This window comes from Thiohalorhabdus sp. Cl-TMA, assembly GCF_041821045.1.
Taxonomy (GTDB): Bacteria; Pseudomonadota; Gammaproteobacteria; order Thiohalorhabdales; family Thiohalorhabdaceae; genus Thiohalorhabdus; species Thiohalorhabdus methylotropha.
The window spans coordinates 63,091-78,880 of record NZ_JBGUAW010000004.1 but is presented as its reverse complement, the minus strand read 5'-3'; the positions used below and the strand labels follow the sequence as shown (position 1 = coordinate 78,880).

Annotated in this window: 17 protein-coding genes, 1 tRNA gene and 1 pseudogene; 16 read left to right on the top strand and 3 right to left on the bottom strand. The window is 67.2% G+C overall.

The window, feature by feature from the left end:
• Nucleotides 1-17 precede the first annotated feature (17 nt).
• From gmk to ACERLL_RS06535, 4 genes and pseudogenes are all read left to right on the top strand, one after another.
• The gene (gmk, locus tag ACERLL_RS06550; RefSeq protein WP_373655271.1) at nt 18-680 is read left to right on the top strand and encodes a guanylate kinase; all 663 of its coding nucleotides are present in this window, start codon (nt 18-20) and stop codon (nt 678-680) included.
• Between the two features lie 65 nt (nt 681-745).
• Nucleotides 746-949: pseudogene (gene rpoZ / locus ACERLL_RS06545) on the top strand (DNA-directed RNA polymerase subunit omega); the annotation flags it as partial.
• Between the two features lie 345 nt (nt 950-1,294).
• Nucleotides 1,295-3,451 carry a RelA/SpoT family protein gene (locus ACERLL_RS06540; protein WP_373655270.1) on the top strand — a complete coding sequence of 719 codons (2,157 nt, stop codon included), beginning with the start codon at nt 1,295-1,297 and terminating at the stop codon, nt 3,449-3,451.
• A 14-nt stretch (nt 3,452-3,465) separates the two neighbouring features.
• Complete coding sequence (locus ACERLL_RS06535) at nt 3,466-3,864, top strand: RidA family protein (RefSeq protein ID WP_373655269.1); 399 nt, start codon at nt 3,466-3,468, stop codon at nt 3,862-3,864.
• Between the two features lie 75 nt (nt 3,865-3,939).
• Here the strand turns inward: ACERLL_RS06535 and rpmB are convergent, their stop codons facing one another.
• The gene (gene rpmB / locus ACERLL_RS06530) at nt 3,940-4,131 is read right to left on the bottom strand and encodes a 50S ribosomal protein L28 (RefSeq protein ID WP_373655268.1); all 192 of its coding nucleotides are present in this window, start codon (nt 4,129-4,131) and stop codon (nt 3,940-3,942) included.
• Nucleotides 4,132-4,275: 144 nt separating this feature from the next.
• Here rpmB and recG point away from each other — a divergent pair, with 144 nt between their 5' ends.
• From recG to ACERLL_RS06515, 3 genes are all read left to right on the top strand, one after another.
• Nucleotides 4,276-6,342 carry an ATP-dependent DNA helicase RecG gene (recG, locus tag ACERLL_RS06525; protein WP_373655267.1) on the top strand — a complete coding sequence of 689 codons (2,067 nt, stop codon included), beginning with the start codon at nt 4,276-4,278 and terminating at the stop codon, nt 6,340-6,342.
• Nucleotides 6,343-6,431: 89 nt separating this feature from the next.
• Nucleotides 6,432-6,701 (top strand): hypothetical protein, encoded by a 270-nt coding sequence (locus ACERLL_RS06520; protein ID WP_373655266.1) that lies wholly within the window; start codon nt 6,432-6,434, stop codon nt 6,699-6,701.
• Between the two features lie 199 nt (nt 6,702-6,900).
• Nucleotides 6,901-7,344: a molybdenum cofactor biosynthesis protein MoaE gene (locus ACERLL_RS06515; RefSeq protein ID WP_373655265.1), complete on the top strand. Its 444-nt coding sequence runs from the start codon at nt 6,901-6,903 to the stop codon at nt 7,342-7,344.
• 20 nt (nt 7,345-7,364) lie between these two features.
• On the opposite strand, the gene ACERLL_RS06510 is transcribed toward ACERLL_RS06515, so the two are convergent.
• Nucleotides 7,365-8,111 (bottom strand): DUF481 domain-containing protein, encoded by a 747-nt coding sequence (locus ACERLL_RS06510; RefSeq protein WP_373655264.1) that lies wholly within the window; start codon nt 8,109-8,111, stop codon nt 7,365-7,367.
• A gap of 99 nt (nt 8,112-8,210) precedes the next feature.
• Here ACERLL_RS06510 and thiO point away from each other — a divergent pair, with 99 nt between their 5' ends.
• The 5 genes from thiO (at nt 8,211) to ACERLL_RS06485 (ending at nt 11,636) form a co-directional block, all read left to right on the top strand.
• Nucleotides 8,211-9,344 carry a glycine oxidase ThiO gene (thiO, locus tag ACERLL_RS06505; RefSeq protein ID WP_373655263.1) on the top strand — a complete coding sequence of 378 codons (1,134 nt, stop codon included), beginning with the start codon at nt 8,211-8,213 and terminating at the stop codon, nt 9,342-9,344.
• 167 nt (nt 9,345-9,511) lie between these two features.
• Nucleotides 9,512-9,964, top strand: a complete 453-nt coding sequence (locus tag ACERLL_RS06500; RefSeq protein WP_373655262.1) for a Fur family transcriptional regulator — start codon at nt 9,512-9,514, stop codon at nt 9,962-9,964.
• A 72-nt stretch (nt 9,965-10,036) separates the two neighbouring features.
• Nucleotides 10,037-10,112 (top strand) — tRNA-Thr (locus tag ACERLL_RS06495).
• 171 nt (nt 10,113-10,283) lie between these two features.
• Nucleotides 10,284-10,622: a hypothetical protein gene (locus ACERLL_RS06490; protein ID WP_373655261.1), complete on the top strand. Its 339-nt coding sequence runs from the start codon at nt 10,284-10,286 to the stop codon at nt 10,620-10,622.
• A gap of 165 nt (nt 10,623-10,787) precedes the next feature.
• Nucleotides 10,788-11,636: an SAM-dependent methyltransferase gene (locus ACERLL_RS06485; RefSeq protein WP_373655260.1), complete on the top strand. Its 849-nt coding sequence runs from the start codon at nt 10,788-10,790 to the stop codon at nt 11,634-11,636.
• 100 nt (nt 11,637-11,736) lie between these two features.
• Here ACERLL_RS06485 and ACERLL_RS06480 read toward each other — a convergent pair whose 3' ends face one another.
• Nucleotides 11,737-12,294 carry a DJ-1 family glyoxalase III gene (locus ACERLL_RS06480; RefSeq protein WP_373655259.1) on the bottom strand — a complete coding sequence of 186 codons (558 nt, stop codon included), beginning with the start codon at nt 12,292-12,294 and terminating at the stop codon, nt 11,737-11,739.
• Nucleotides 12,295-12,791: 497 nt separating this feature from the next.
• Between ACERLL_RS06480 and ACERLL_RS06475 the strand changes: the two genes are divergently transcribed.
• From ACERLL_RS06475 to ACERLL_RS06460, 4 genes are all read left to right on the top strand, one after another.
• Complete coding sequence (locus ACERLL_RS06475; RefSeq protein ID WP_373655258.1) at nt 12,792-13,091, top strand: hypothetical protein; 300 nt, start codon at nt 12,792-12,794, stop codon at nt 13,089-13,091.
• Nucleotides 13,092-13,296: 205 nt separating this feature from the next.
• Nucleotides 13,297-13,779 carry an ATP-dependent zinc protease family protein gene (locus ACERLL_RS06470; RefSeq protein WP_373655257.1) on the top strand — a complete coding sequence of 161 codons (483 nt, stop codon included), beginning with the start codon at nt 13,297-13,299 and terminating at the stop codon, nt 13,777-13,779.
• A complete protein-coding gene (gene rimK / locus ACERLL_RS06465) occupies nt 13,776-14,681 on the top strand; it encodes a 30S ribosomal protein S6--L-glutamate ligase (protein WP_373655256.1) in 906 nt (301 codons plus the stop codon). The genes ACERLL_RS06470 and rimK overlap by 4 nt, the downstream gene beginning before the upstream one ends.
• Nucleotides 14,681-15,721 (top strand): succinylglutamate desuccinylase/aspartoacylase family protein, encoded by a 1,041-nt coding sequence (locus tag ACERLL_RS06460; protein ID WP_373655255.1) that lies wholly within the window; start codon nt 14,681-14,683, stop codon nt 15,719-15,721. Before rimK ends, ACERLL_RS06460 begins: the two co-directional genes overlap by 1 nt.
• Nucleotides 15,722-15,790: the final 69 nt, after the last annotated feature.

Here is a 15,790-nt window from a genome sequence, read left to right as displayed (position 1 = left end):
GCCAAGGAGAGACCGCAATGCCCGCACACTCCGCCGATCTACCCCGCCAGCCGGGACTGCTGATCATCCTTTCCGCCCCCTCCGGGGCCGGCAAGACCTCCCTGTACCGGGCCCTGCTGGAGCGCCTCGACCACGTGGTGGCCTCGGTAAGCCATACCACTCGGCCGCCCCGCCCGGGGGAGCAGGACGGGGTGGACTACCATTTCGTGGACGAGGCCGGATTCGAGCGGCTCGTGGAGGAAGGCGCCTTTCTGGAGCACGCCCGGGTCTTCGACCGCTCTTACGGCACCAGCCGGGCGGCGGTGGAGGCGGAGCGCGCCGAGGGCAATGACGTGGTGCTCGAGATCGACTGGCAGGGTGCCCGGCAGATCCGCGAGCGCGTATCCGACGCGGTGAGTGTGTTCATCCTGCCGCCCTCCCGGCAAACCCTGCGCCAGCGCCTGGAAGGGCGGGGCCAGGACGACGTGACGGTCATCGAGCGCCGCATGCGCGATGCGGAGGCGGAGATCAGCCACTACGACGAGTACGATTACGTGATCGTCAACGACGTGTTCGAGGAGGCGCTGGAGCGCCTCGTGGCCGTGGTGCTGGGCGAGCGCTGCCGGCTGGAGCACCGGCGCGAGGTATTGGGCGTGTTCGCCGACCGGCTCATGGGGAAAATTGACGAAACCTCAGGGTAACGGTAGGCTAAAAGGTTTCCCGTCAGGTTCTTCCGCGACCATTTCCGGAAGAGGGCAAGGAGCTCATGGCGCGTATAACCGTTGAAGACTGTCTGGACCAGATTCCCAATCGCAACCGTTTCCATCTCTCGCTGATCGCCGGCCGGCGGGCACGGCAGCTGAGTCACGGCGCCACGCCGCTCGTCCAGTCCGAGGAGGACGACGCTACCGTGCTGGCCCTGCGCGAGATCGCCTCCGGCCAGATCAACATGGAGTTTTTGGACCGCATTGACCAGGAGATGGAAGGGGTGCACCTGCCGGACGGCGGCGAGGCCATGCGCGGCGAGTCCTCCGTGGCCGAGGCCGCCGAGGCGCTGAGCTCCGGCATGGCCACCGGTACCCAGCAGGAAGCCCCCGCCCCGGGCGCCGACGAGGCCGGCGTGGTCGAGGAAGACCACCCGGAAACGGCCCCCGAGGAGCCCGAGCTCTCCGCGGGAGACGGCGAAGGAGCGCCGGAGGGTGAATCGGGCGAGGCAGACGAGTCTTCCGGCGAGGAGGGCTCCTGACCTTCCCCGCCCCCGGCGGTCCGAACCGCCGGGGGCCTCTCCCACCGAACCCAGCGGTACCTGCCCGCCGTGCTTCGCATTAACGAGCTCATCGAGGCCGCCCAGGCCTACCTGCCCGCGGAAGACGTCGATCTCATCCATCGCGCCTATCTGTTGGCTGCCGCCGTTCACGAGGGGCAGCAGCGCGCCTCCGGCGAGCCGTATATCACCCATCCCATAGAGGTGGCCCGCATCCTGGCGGGCTTCCACATGGACGCCTGCTGCCTGGCCGCGGCTCTGCTCCACGACGCCGTGGAGGATACCCCCGCCACCTTCGAGCAGATCCAGCGCCAGTTCGGGGAAGAGGTGGCCATGCTGGTGGACGGCGTCACCAAGCTGGGGCAGGTCCACTTCGAGACCCGGGAGGAGGCCCAGGCGGAGAATTTCCGCAAGATGCTCCTGGCCATGTCCCAGGATCTGCGGGTCATCATCATCAAGCTGGCGGACCGCCTGCACAACATGCGGACGCTCGGCTACCTCTCCGAGAACAAATGCCGCCGGGTGAGCCGCGAGACCCTGGACATCTTTGCGCCCATCGCCAGCCGGTTGGGCCTGAACCGCATCAAGAACGAGCTCGAGGACCTCTCCTTCAAGTACCTCAATCCGGTCCGCTACCGGGTGCTGTCCGAGCAGGTGCGCAAGGAGCGCGGCAATCGGGCCCACATCACCGACCGCATCGAGGTGGCCATCTCCAACGACCTCCAGGAGGCCGGGCTCGACGCCGACGTGATTGGCCGGGAAAAGCACCTGTACAGCATCTACCGCAAGATGCAGGTGAAGGGCCTTTCCTTTGAGGAAGTCCAGGACATCTACGCCTTCCGCATCCTGGTGGAGGATGTGCCCACCTGCTACCAGGTGCTGGGCCGGGTGCATAACCTGTTCAAGCCCATCCCGGGCCGGTTCAAGGACTACATTGCCATTCCCAAGGCCAACGGCTACCAGTCCCTGCACACGGTGGTGGTCAACCCCTTCGGTGGGGTCATGGAGTTCCAGATCCGCACCCGGGAGATGCACGAGGTGGCCGAGGCGGGGGTGGCCGCCCACTGGCAGTACAAGGAGAAGGGTGTCGCGCCGCCCGACCGGCGCAGGCTGGAGCAGAGCTACGCCTGGCTCCAGCAGCTCCTCCAGATCCAGCAGGAGGCCGGCGACTCGGCGGAGTTCCTGGAGCACGTCAAGGTGGACCTCTTTCCCGACGAGGTCTACGTGTTCTCGCCCAAGGGCGAGATCATGCGCCTGCCGCGCTGGGCCACGCCGGTGGACTTCGCCTATGCCGTGCATACCGAGATCGGTCACCAGTGCGTAGGCGCCCGGGTCAACGGCCGCATCAGCAGCCTGCGCACCCCGCTGCGCAACGGTGACCGGGTGGAGATTCTCACCGACCCCGACCACCAGCCCAACAGCTCCTGGCTGCACTTCGTGGTGACCGGCAAGGCCCGCTCCGCGGTACGGCATTTCCTGAAGACCCAGCAGCGGGAGAAGTCCGTGGCCCTGGGCCGCGCCATGCTGGAGCGCACCATGGAGGGCGTGGGCGTGCCCTTCTCGGAGGTTCCGGACAATGCCCTCCGCGAGACCGCCGAGCACTTCCACCTGAGCGCCCAGGAGGCGCTCTTCGAGGCCATCGGTCGGGGCACGGTGCTGGCACCCGCCGTGGTCCAGCACTTGTTCCCCGGCTACCTGGACCGCGAGGTCCGGGCCGCCAGCCGCGTGGGCGGGGAGGAGGCGGAAACCCTGGAATGGGGCAATAGCAACGTGCTGGTGCGGGGCATGGAGGGCATCGTCGCCAACCTGGCCCGGTGCTGCTACCCTATCCCCCGAGACACCATCGTCGGCTTTATCTCCGTGGGCCGCGGCGTCATGGTGCATCGCAAGGACTGTCCCAACCTCCACGAGCTCGCCCACCATCCCGAGAAATGGGTGGAAGTGGAGTGGGCCCCGGAGACCCGGGGCGTGTTCACGGTGGCCATTCAGGCCGTGGTGCAGAACACCAAGGGCGTTCTGGCCAGCCTTGCGTCAGCCATCGCCGAGGACGGGGCCAATATCGACAACGTTCTGGTGGAGGACCGGGACGGCGTGCACAAGACCATATCCCTCACCCTGGAAGTGGAGGGGCGGGACCATCTGGCGCATCTCATGCGAATCATGCGGGGATTGAGCGCCGTTGAGCGAATCGTGCGCAAAAAGGGCTGAGCGAGGAAGAGAGTATGTACTTTCGCGAGAACTATCACACCGATGCCGCGCCGCAGGCCATTGGCCCGTACTCTCAGGCCGTGCGGGCGGGCGACCTGGTCTTCATCTCCGGGCAGATTCCGCTTGATCCCATGACCATGGAGCTGGTGGACGGGGATTTCCGGCGGCAGGTCGAGCAAGTGCTCACCAATATCGAGGCGGTGGTGAGCGCGGCCGGAGGCACGCTCTGCGAGGTGGTGAAGGTGACCGTCTTCATGACCGACCTTTCCAAGTTCGAGGTGGTCAACGAAGTGCTCGACGAGTATTTCCTCGAGCCGTATCCGGCCCGCGCCGCCGTGGGTGTGGCCGCTCTGCCCAAAGGTGCCGAGGTGGAGATGGAGGCCATCATGCACGTCTCGGCGGAAGGGGAATAAGCCGGCCGCCCGCAAAAACGCCGATCCCGAGGGATCGGCGTTTTCGGTATGCGGCCCTTTCCGGGACGTGGCGGATCAGGCAGGCTTCTTGATCCGACCGCTCCGGATGCATTCGGTGCAGACATGCAGGCGCTTGATGCCGCCTTCCACGACAGCACGAACCTTGTGCAGGTTGGGAAGGTAGCGTCGCCGGGTCTTGTTGTGGGCATGGCTGACGTTATTGCCCGTGCCCGGCCCCTTCCCGCAGATCTCACAACGCTTCGCCATGGTGGCTCCCCACTTGCTTAAGCCATAAAATAAAAAAGTTTAGCATATTTTGCCTTTTGCGCCACGGGGTGGGCAGAATTTGTCTATGACCGCCGGCTATCCTTCCAGTGAACGTGCCCGCCCGGTTCGGGCGAGGCGTCGGTCATGACCGAACAGCGCCCCGGCCGCTCCCTGACGGAGCTCTCCGGTCTGGGGCCGCGCATGGCGGAGCGCCTGGAGCGGCTCGGCATCACCACCCAGCATTCCCTGCTCTTCCATTTGCCGTACCGCTATCAGGACCGGACGCGGGTCGTCGCCATGGGGAGCCTGGCCCCCGAGCAGGAGGCCGGTTGTCAGGGCGTGGTGCGTGCCGCCGAGGTGGTGGGGCGCCGCAGGCCCATGTTCGTGGTGCGCATCGAGGACGGCTCGGGGTTCTTGACCCTGCGCTTCTTCCAGGTGCGGGATTATTTGAAGCGGACCCTGCAGCCGGGCCGGGGGGTATGGGCCTTCGGTACTGTCCGGCGCGGGAGTGTCGGGCTGGAGATGGTCCACCCGGAGATCGAGGCGAGCGGCGAGGCCCCGCCCGATCCGCCCAGTCACCTCACGCCCGTCTATCCCCTGACCGAGGGCCTGACCCAGGGACGGCTGCGCTCCTGGATCGCCCAGGCCCTGACGCGGAATCGCTCCCGGCTGCCCGAGCACCTGCCCGAGACCCTACGGGCGGAGCATGGCTGGCCCGCCCTTCCGGACGCGCTGGAGGCCGTCCATCGGCCTGACGCCGAGGCGGACGTGGAGGCGCTCCTGGCTTTCCGCACGCCCGCCCAGGAGCGGCTCGTCTTCGAGGAGCTGCTGGCCCACCATCTGGCGCTCCGCAAGGTGGGGCAGCAGCGCAGACAGGCGCGGGCGCCGGCCCTGACGGGCACCGGCAGCCTCACCGAGGGCCTGCGGGAGGCCCTGCCCTTCGAGCTTACCGGGGCCCAGCGGCGTGCATGGGACGAGGTGCGGGCCGATCTGGCCGGGGACCGGCCCATGCAGCGCCTTATACAGGGCGATGTGGGCTCGGGGAAGACCGTAGTGGCCGCCCTGGCCATCCTGCAGGCGGTGGAGTCCGGCTACCAGGCCGCCCTCATGGCGCCCACCGAGATCCTGGCCGAGCAGCACGGCGCCACGCTCAAGGAATGGCTGGAGCCCATGGGGCTTACGGTGCACTGGCTGGCGGGCAGTCTGCCCGAGCGCGAGCGCCGCGCCGAGGCCGACGCCATCGCCAACGGCGCGGCGCGGGTGGTGGTGGGCACCCACGCGCTCTTCCAGAAGGAGGTGCGCTTCGCGGAGCTCGGCCTGGTGGTGATCGACGAGCAGCACCGCTTCGGGGTCCATCAGCGCATGGCCCTCAAGGAGAAGGGCCGTGATCCCCACCTTCTGATCATGACCGCCACGCCCATTCCCCGCACCCTGGCCATGACGGCCTTCGCGGATCTGGAGGGCAGCGTCATCGACGAGCTTCCCCCGGGCCGGCAGCCCGTGGATACGGTGGGCATCTCCGATGCCCGGCGCGACGAGGTGGAGGCCCGGATCCGGGATGCTGTGGCCGGGGGCCAGCAGGCCTACTGGGTATGCCCGCTGGTGGACGAGAGCGAGATGCTGCAGCTGGAGGCGGCCACCGCCACCCACGAGCGGCTGCAGGCGGCCTTCCCCGAGCTGGAGGTGGGCCTGATCCACGGCCGCATGTCGCCGGAGGAGAAGGAGGCCGCCATGACCGCCTTCAAGGACGGGGGGACCCACCTGCTGGTGGCCACTCCGGTGATCGAGGTGGGCGTGGATGTGCCCAACGCCACCCTCATGGTCATCGAGCATGCCGAGCGCATGGGGCTGGCCCAGCTCCATCAGCTCCGCGGCCGGGTGGGGCGGGGCAGCCGCAAGTCGGCCTGCGTTCTGCTGTATCACCCTCCGCTCGGGGACAAGGCGAAGCGGCGCATCGCCGCCATGCGGGAGACCAATGACGGCTTCCGCATCGCCCAGGTGGACCTGGAACTGCGTGGTCCCGGGGAAGTCCTAGGGACAAGGCAGACGGGCCTCGAGCAGATGCGCATCGCCGACCTGGGTCGGGATCGCGCCCTGGTGCCCGCCCTGCCGCGGGCGGCCGACACCCTGCTGAGCGACGACCCCGATGCTGCCGACGCCCTGATCCGGCGCTGGGTGGGGGAACGGGCGGTATACGGCGAGGTGGGGTAGGTCAGTGGTTGACACTGCCGCGAAATCGCCTAAATTTCCGGGCGAGCTATGTAGAACTCCGACAATTGAGCACGCTTCGAAGCACGGTCATGGATCAGCAGCAACGTCGCTGGCTTCACCCCTGGCGGGAAGTCAAAAGTGAGACCTATTATCCGAGCCCAGGCCTGATCCGGCTGCGGGGGCGGCATCACCTGCGCACGCCCCGGCGGGCCCTGGATGCGCGGGAGGCGGCGGCGCTGCTGCGGGAAACCCAAGAGGTCCACGACCGATTCCAGGCGGAGCTCGACCGTTGCGTGGACCAGCTGCTCGACAGCCTGTTCGGTCCCGAATCGCCCTCCGACGAAAACGGCTCCTCGTAGCGCCGGGCCGGCGTCTCGCCGGTCCGGGAACCTCGTCCCTCCCAATGCGCATAGCCCGCGAGGGCCCGTCGGTCGGGAGTGCCTGTGCGCTCTGCGGTGCTGCCCTTTTCCCCGGCATGCCCGGAGTCTGATACCCTGCTCAATCGGTCGGGCTTTTTCGGAACCGGATGCCCACGCGACGAAGGACGGTGAGCCAACCATGGAAGTGCGCGTACAGCGAGAAGAATTCGACGTCGGCGCCGAGCTGGCGGCCCATCGCCCGGTAGGGGCGGGCGCCGGCGCGGAGGTGCACTTCGTCGGCAATGTGCGCGACCTGAACGACGGGGATGAAGTCCGGGTCATGGAGCTGGAGCACTATCCCGGAATGACGGAGCGGGAGCTGGAGCGTGTTGCCGGGGAGGCCGGGGAGCGCTGGGAGGTATTGGACAGCCTGGTGATCCACCGGTACGGGGTCCTGCATCCCGGTGACCGGATTGTGCTGGTCTCCGTCTGGTCCCCGCACCGGGGGGATGCCTTCGACGCCTGCCGCTACATAATCGACGCTCTGAAGACCACGGCGCCGTTCTGGAAAAAGGAAACCCTGCCGGACGGGGGACACCGCTGGGTGGCCCCCGGCCAGGAGACGGGGGAGCCGGTCTCCTAGGTGCCGACCCCCGCCCCGGCCTAGAAGCTGTAGAGCAGGGACGTGGTGGTGAAGACGTCCGTGCGCTCCGTGCCTTCGGGCGGCTGGCTGTCGTGCTGCACGAGCACGCTGGTCTTGAAGGCCAGGTTGGAATTGATCCGGAAGCTCACCCCCGTTTCGCTGCTGAACAGGTACTCGTCCTCGTCCTTGACGGACTGGGTCCACGTGAACTGTTCCTGCAGGGTGGAGTTTTCGGCGAACTCCCACTTGACCAGGGTCCGGGCGCGGACGTTGAAGCTGTTCTCGTAGGTCTCGTCCACCAGCCACTGCTGGCGCAGGGCGGGGCCGATGTCCGCCTGCCAGTCCAGGTCGTCCCGGTCGACGAAGAACATCCGGCCGACACCCAGGGATTCTATGAGCTGAAGCTCGTAGCCGCCGAACCGGTCGTGCAGGGCGTCGAGCAGGCCGAAGGTGTAGATCTCGGGGCGGAACTTGTAATCGAACTGGCTGAGGCCGTGGAGTCGTTGGGTGGTGGGGTTGCCCTGCTCCTTGGAGTACCGGCCGTCGGCCTGAAGGTGGAGCTTGGTCTTCTCGGACTCCCGGTCTCCGGAGACGCTTCCCGTGTAGGTGGAGGTTTCGGAGTTCCCGGAGGCGGTCGAAATGCCCAGCTCCGCCTCCGAGTCCCAGAGCTGTTCCGATTCCACGCCGCCCTCCGGAGGAGCGGCATTGGCGGTTGTGGCCAGCATGGCTATAGGCAAAAAGAGGCCGCTGCGTGGATGCAGTCGCACGCTCGAGTCTCCTGCTTGCTTTTGTCATGTGCGGATTGTCCGCCGCGCTGCCCGAACGGGCGTGTAAAATCCATTTGACACTCTAGCGGAGCCACCGGATTGAGTACATTCCAACCGGACACGGTCGTTATCGGGGGCGGCATCATCGGAATGACCACGGCCCTGTCCCTGTCCGATCAGGGCCAGTCCGTGACCGTCGTCGATCCGGGGCGGCGTCAGGGTATCAGCTCCTGGGCAGGGGGTGGGATCCTCTCTCCCCTCTATCCGTGGCGGCACGACGATGCGGTGAATGGCCTTGCCCGGCGCAGCCAGCAGCTCTATCCGGATCTCTGCCGGCGGATCCGCGACCGCACGGGCGTGGACCCGGAGCTGCGCAGCTTCGGCATGCTGTACGCCGATCTCCCCAGCCAGCCGCCCCTCGACCGGGAGCGGGCGCGGGATTGGGCGCAGACCCAGGGCGTGGAGCTCCAGGAGCTGGAAGGGGATGCGCTTACCGGTTTCGAGCCGGCGCTGAGCCCGGTGGCGGAGCACGGCCTGCGTCTGCCGGAGATCAGCTGGGTCCGCAACCCCCGGTTGATGCGTGGCCTGAACCGGCTTGCCCGGGAAGCGGGGGTGGAGCTTATGGACGGGGCAACCGTTTTACGCTTGCGTGCCGGGAATAACGGGGTCGTCGAGGGCGTGGAAACCGACGCCGGGACCGTGGAGGCCGAACGGGTGGTGGTAGCCGCCGGACCCTGGAGCGGCCAGCTGCTCGCCCAGGTGGGGGTGGCGCTGCCCGTGCGGCCGGTGAAGGGCTCCATGCTCCTGCTGCAGGGAACGCGCTCCCTGCTCGGCGAGGTGGTGATGACCGGTAGTCACTACCTGATTCCCCGGGCCGATGGCCGCCTTCTGGTGGGCTCCACCACCGAAGAGGCCGGATTCGATTCCCGGACGGGGCTGGGCTCGGTGCGTGCGCTCTCCCAGGCCGCGGTGGAAATGGTCCCGGAGACCGCCAATCTGGAGCTGGAGACCTTCTGGTCCGGGCTTCGCCCGGGCAGTCCGGACGATCGTCCCTTCATCGGGGCGGTGCCCGGCTGCCGGGGTCTGTACGTGAGCACGGGGCATTACCGCAACGGCGTCGTGCATGCGCCCGCCTCCGCGGAGCTGCTCGCCGCACAGATCGCGGGAGCGGAGCCGGCGGTGGACCCGTCGCCCTTCGCCCCCGACCGGGAGCTTCCGCACGACGCTTCGTAGCGTCCGTTCCGGGGTCGTGAACCCCCCGGAAAAGAGCCGGGATGGCCGCATTTTGCGGGGGTATCCTTGTCAAACCCTCGTAGGCGGGTCAAAGTTAGTGTCAGTATATGGTCAATTCCGGATACATTCTGTATAGTTAAGGCTGTTTTTTGGTCAGGTAAGGCCCAATGCACTTCCACTCCAAAAACGACATCGCCCAGGCCCTCCGGGACCACCGTATCCAGCCGACGAGTCAGCGGGTGGAGATCGCCCATGTCCTCTTCGAGGAAGGTGCCGAGCCCGGAGTGGATCATCATATGAGCGCCGACGAGGTGCTGGAGCGGGTCAACGCCGATTACCACCGCGTCTCCAAGGCGACGGTATACAACACCCTGCGGCTGTTCGAGGAGACCGGACTGGTCCGGGCCGTGGTGGTTTCCTCCAACAAGGTGTTCTTCGACGCCAATACCGAGCCGCACCATCACCTGTACGACGAGGCGACTGGTACCCTGCGCGACATTCCGGCCGAGGATATCGATACCCAGCAGCTCTTCAAGAAGCTGCCCGACGGAGTATCCGGCAACGACCTGGACATCGTGGTCCGGGTGCGCGGTCAGGAGCAGGACGCCGAGACCCCCTAAGCGGACGCGGTGCCATTGGATTGCCGCGGGTCCCGGGGTGGGGGTAGAATTTCCCATCTGATTCCAGGCCGTGCCGCCGTAGCTCAGCTGGTAGAGCAATCGATTCGTAATCGATAGGTCGGGTGTTCGACTCACCCCGGCGGCACCATCTCCAGGGCTCCCGCATCGTGCGGGAGCTTTTTTTCGCCCCGTGCCCGCTCCCCCCGAATTGCGCCCCTTCGGCCCGGCTCCGGCACGTTCGCGCCCGGGCTGGTGTCGGACACGGCGGATTTGTATAGACTCGGAACAACATGCCGTTCACAGCGGAAGGAGGCGAATCATGGGCTCCGGATTCCAGTACTGGGCCTGGCCGAGGCGGCTGGTACTCGGCGCGACCGTGGGAGGCGGCATACTGACCACTCCGGCGCCGGTTTGCGCAGAAGCGGATCCTTTCCGGGTCCGGGCGCTGCCCGCCGGTTACATGCTGGCCGCCGACCGTTTCGTGCCCAGCGTCAGCGACGAGAAGAAGGACCAGGAAGGGGCGCTGTGCGCCGGGGAGATGGGCTCGGATCGGGACAAGTACATCGAAGAGGGCCGGTGCGCTTATACGGATCCCGATGAGGTCGCGCCGGAGGAAAAGGAAGAGCGGGAGGGCAAGGGGCAGAAGCCGACGGGGTGAGCCGCCGACCCTGGACGGCGACCGGTTCCCCGGGGCGTCGCGGCGCCGGGATTCGAGCCCGATCGGCGCGTTTGTTAGGATATGCGGGCTTCGCTTCCGGTATCCGTTGTCGACGCCGTCCTGAACGCCCGTTACCGAACACTTGGAAAGAGGAGCTGTTCTGTTATGAGCCAGGAGGACTACACCGCGGCTGTTGAGACGGCGCGTGCCTATTACAACAGCGAGGACGCGGACACCTTTTATTTCACCATCTGGGGCGGGGAAGACCTCCACATCGGCATGTACGAGTCCGAGGACGAGCCCATCTTCGATGCCAGCGTCCGGACCGTTCACCACATGGCCGACCTGGTGAAGCGCCCCATCGACGAGCGCACCCGCGTCTGCGACATCGGCGGCGGCTACGGCGGAACGGCCCGCCACCTGGTCAAGCGCTTCGGTTGCCACGTGGACGTGCTCAACCTCTCCGAGGTGGAGAACGAGCGCGACCGGCAGATGAACAAGGAGCAGGGGGTCGACCACCTCATCGACGTCTATGATGGCAGCTTCGACGGCACCCCCTTCGACGCGTCCTCCTTCGATCTGGTGTGGTGCCAGGACTCCATCCTGCACGCCGATGACCGCGCCGCGGTGCTGAAGGAGGTGGACCGCATCCTCAAGCCGGGCGGCGAGTTCATCTTCACCGACCCCATGCAGACCGACAACGTCCCCGAGGGCGTGCTGGACCCGATCCTCGCCCGTATCCACCTGCCCAGCCTGGGCTCGGTGAGCTTCTACAGGGAGACGGCCAAGCAGCTCGGCTGGGAGGACCTGGGCTTCGACGACCACACGCCCCAGCTACCGCGCCATTACGGCCGGGTGCTCGAGGAACTGGAGTCCCGGGAGCACGAGCTGCAGGGCAAGGTCAGCGACGAGTACATCAGCAACATGAAGACCGGTCTCCGCCACTGGGTGGACGGCGGTAACAGTGGCTACCTCGCCTGGGGGGCGCTGCATTTCCGCAAGCCCGAGGCCTGAGCGCCTTCCGGGCCCGGAGCGGCTCGGTGTTACGCGGAGCCCGATAAAGAGCCCGCCGGGATTCCCGGCGGGCTCTTTTGCGTGCAGCGTACGGTCCGGCTCAGTGGATACGGACCAGGCCCGCCTCCACCTTGTCGCGGGCCTCGTCGCCGGCCAGCATCTCCACCAGCTTGAGCCCGAAGTCCATGGAGGTACCGGGGCCGCGGGAGGTGACCACGGAGCCATCCACGACCACCGGGTCCTCGACGTAGTCCACGTCGCCAATGTTCACCTGGTTCATGAACTTGGGATTGCTGGTGGCCTGACGACCCTCCAGGTGGCCGTAGGCGGCCAGGATGGACGGGGCGGCGCAGATGGCGGTGGTGAACTTGCCGCTCTGCTGATACCGCTCGATCAGCTTCTGTATGCGCCCGTCCCGTTTTAGGTGATCCACTCCGGGCATGCCGCCCGGCAGGGTAATCATGTCGAAGTCCCGATCCATGACGTCATCCAGGGCGGCGTCGGGCACGATTCGGGTCTCGCGGGATCCTGTAACGGGCTCGGGACCTTCGAGGCCCGCGAGCACCACCTCGATGCCACCCCGGCGCAGAACGTCTACGATGGTGACGGCCTCCAGCTCCTCGAATCCTTCCGCCAGAGGCATCAGGACGCTAGCCATTGCTCTTGTCTCCTATTGCTCGGGCCCTTCCGGCCCCGGCCTCAGAGCCGGTTGCGGCCCTTCATCAACCCGATATAGGAAAAAATGCTGCCATTGTCGCCCCGGGCAGACAACAAATCCCCGCACTATAGGGATCAACCCGGGGAAATGCCTGGAAGGTCGAGGATGATCCTGTAAGTGGTTGCCTACTGTGTAAATGGTGCAGCCGGAACGCCGGGCGTAGATCCCCGCCCCACTTCGATACTGCAGGTAGGCATGGCCCTTTTGCTAGAGGTGAATGATCTCGACCTCAGGGTGGCCAGGATGTGAAGCATGCAGGTCTCCCTCCGCTGTGTCGTGGATGGCTGGCTGTTCGCCTCAAGGCTGCGACCGAGGTCGTGTCCGCAAATGGGGAATCCGGATGCGTCTGTCACGGTCCAAGCCTTTCAGGAACCGCCTGAACGCTTGCAACGGCAGGCCGGGCACGCCCGGCCGCGAGCCACGAAAGGAGGCGAGGTATGGCCCTGGCCACTGGCTCCGTTCGGAAAAACGGCAAGATGCTTCTGGAGGATGTGCGGCTGTGGATCAACAGCCGCGAAGACGCCTCCGGCAACCAAACCTATTGGGGATACATGAACCCGGCCTGGGAGGCCCCCATCGGCCGGCTGGATCCAGACGGCGAGGCGGAGCCCCGCTACGAGCTGGACCTGGGCGAAGCCGGGGTGGTTTCTATCCGGGTGCAGGACCATCGCGAAGAGGCCTTCGTCCAGGTCAACCAGAACGGTTACCGCACCCTCCGCTTCGAAAGCGCGCGCTAGCCCGCGCCCTGCGCTTCCATCCGAAGCCGGCGGACATCCGCTGTCCGTTCGGCCGCTTCCCAGGGGCCGGCGGGAGGACACTCCCCCGGCCCCGTTTCGGCCCGTTCCTGGCGGGAACGGTCGGGGGGAGCTGATACACTGGCCCCATGACAGCGCCCGCACGCAACTCCGAGCCGTTCCGCCGATTCCCGCCCGGGGACCGCTCATGAACCGCGGAAGGAACAGTCCCGATGCTTCGGCCGTGCTGGGCTGGCGCGAATGGGTGGCCCTGCCCGAGCTGGGGCTGGGACAGGTCAAGGCCAAGGTGGACACGGGGGCTCGCACCTCCGCCCTGCACGCCTTTTTCGTGGAGCCCTATATCGAGCGGGGCGTCCGGATGGTACGGTTCGGGGTCCACCCGGCCCAGGGAGACCGCACCGCGGTGATCGCCAGCGCCCCCGCGACGGATCGCCGCTGGGTTCGGGATTCCGGCGGCCACCGCGAACGCCGCTATGTGATCGAGACACCCATCGTTCTGGGCGGCGCCACCTGGCGGGTGGAGATGACCCTCACCAATCGGGATACCATGAAATTCCGGATGCTGCTGGGGCGGACGGCCCTTCAGGGGCGGTACTCGGTGGACCCCGGCCGCTCCTACCTTGGCGGTCGTCCGGCCGCGGTGCCGGGGCACCAAAAGGGCAAGGCATGAAGCTGGCCATTCTGTCGCGCAACCGCCGCCTCTATTCCACGCGCCGCCTCGCCGAGGCCGCGGTTCATCGGGGCCACGAGGTCCACATCATCGACCCCCTGCGCTGCACCATCGACATCGCCTCGCAGCGCCCCGGCATCCAGTTCAAGAAGCAGGCCCTGACCGGGTTCGACGCCGTGGTGCCGCGTATCGGCGCCTCCATCACCTTCTATGGGCTGGCGGTGGTGCGGCAGTTCGAGATGATGGGCGTCTATCCCCTCAACGAGTCCGTGGCCATCGGCCGCTCCCGCGACAAGCTGCGCTCCCTGCAGCTCCTCGCCCGGTCGGGCGTGGGGCTGCCACTCACCGGCTTCGCCCACTCGGTGGACGACACCGAGGCCCTGGTGGAGATGGTGGGCGGGGCCCCGCTGGTGGTGAAGCTCCTGGAGGGCACCCAGGGCCGCGGGGTGGTGCTCGCCGAGACCCAGAAGGCCGCGGAGAGCGTGATCGACGCCTTTCGCGAGCTGGACGCCAACTTCCTGGTCCAGGAGTTCATCCGCGAGGCGGCGGGGGCGGACATGCGCTGCTTCGTCATCGGTGACAAGGTGGTGGCGTCCATGAAGCGCCAGGCCAAGGAGGGCGAGTTCCGCTCCAACCTCCATCGGGGCGGCGCCGCCACCCTCACCAAGCTCACCCCCGAGGAGCGCTCCACCGCCCTGCGGGCGGCTAAGACCATGGGGCTGAACGTGGCGGGGGTGGACATCCTGCGCTCCAACCATGGCCCCGTGGTCATGGAGGTAAATTCCTCCCCCGGGCTGGAGGGGATCGAGACGGCCACCCGGAAGGACGTGGCCAATACCCTGGTGCAGTTCATCGAGAAGAACGCCAAGCCCAACCACACCCGCACGCGAGGCAAGGGGTAATGCCCGACCCCTTCACCATCCACGGCCAGGTCATCCGGCCCGGGAGCCGGACCACCGTGGATCTGCCCGTGGCCCAGCTCCATACCCACACCCCGGTGAACATGCCCATCCACGTGGTGCGCGGCCGGCGTGACGGCCCCCGGGTGTTCGTGAGCGCCGCCATCCACGGCGACGAGCTCAACGGCGTGGAGATCATCCGCCGCCTGCTCCGGCACCGGGCCCTCAAGCGCATGCGCGGCACGCTGGTGGCGGTGCCCATCGTCAACGTCCACGGGGTGCTCCACCACTCCCGATATCTCCCTGACCGCCGCGACCTCAACCGCTCCTTCCCGGGGTCCGAGCGGGGCTCGCTGGCCGCGCGGCTGGCACACCTGTTCATGAGCGAGGTGGTGGACAACTGCACCTACGGCATCGACTTGCACACCGGCGCCATCCATCGCGGCAATCTGCCGCAGATCCGCGCCGATCTGGACGACCCCGAGGCCGCCCGGTTGGCCAAGCTGTTCGGCGTGCCCGTCATTCTTAATTCCAGCCTGCGGGACGGCTCGCTACGCCAGTCCGCCAGCGACCGCAACGTGCCCGTCCTGCTCTACGAGGCCGGAGAGGCCCTGCGCTTCGACGAGTTCTCTATCCGCGTCGGCGTGCGCGGCGTGCTCAACGTGCTCCGGGCGCTGGGCATGCTGCGTCCTAGCCGTCGCAAGCGTCCGCTGCCGGAGCCCTACGTGGCCCGCTCCAGCACCTGGGTGCGGGCGCCGCAGAGCGGCTTCCTGCGCACCACCACCGAGCTCGGCGCCCTGGTGAAGAAAGGGGACCGGCTGGGCGTGGTCTCCGACCCCTTCGGCGAGCAGGAAGAGGCCGTGACCGCTCTGGGCGACGGCATCGTGGTGGGGCGGACGCACCTCCCCCTGGTCAACGAGGGGGACGGCCTGTTCCACATCGCCCGCTTCGAGGCCGCCGACGAGGTGGCCGCGGAGCTGGAGGCCTTCCAGTCCGGCGAGGAGGCCTTCACTGGCGGCGAGCAGGGGGAAGAGCCCGGCTGACGGATCGGCCTTTCCCGGCTGTCCCCGGTCCATCGGCGGACAGCCCCGGAAACGAGTAAGGATCGGCAT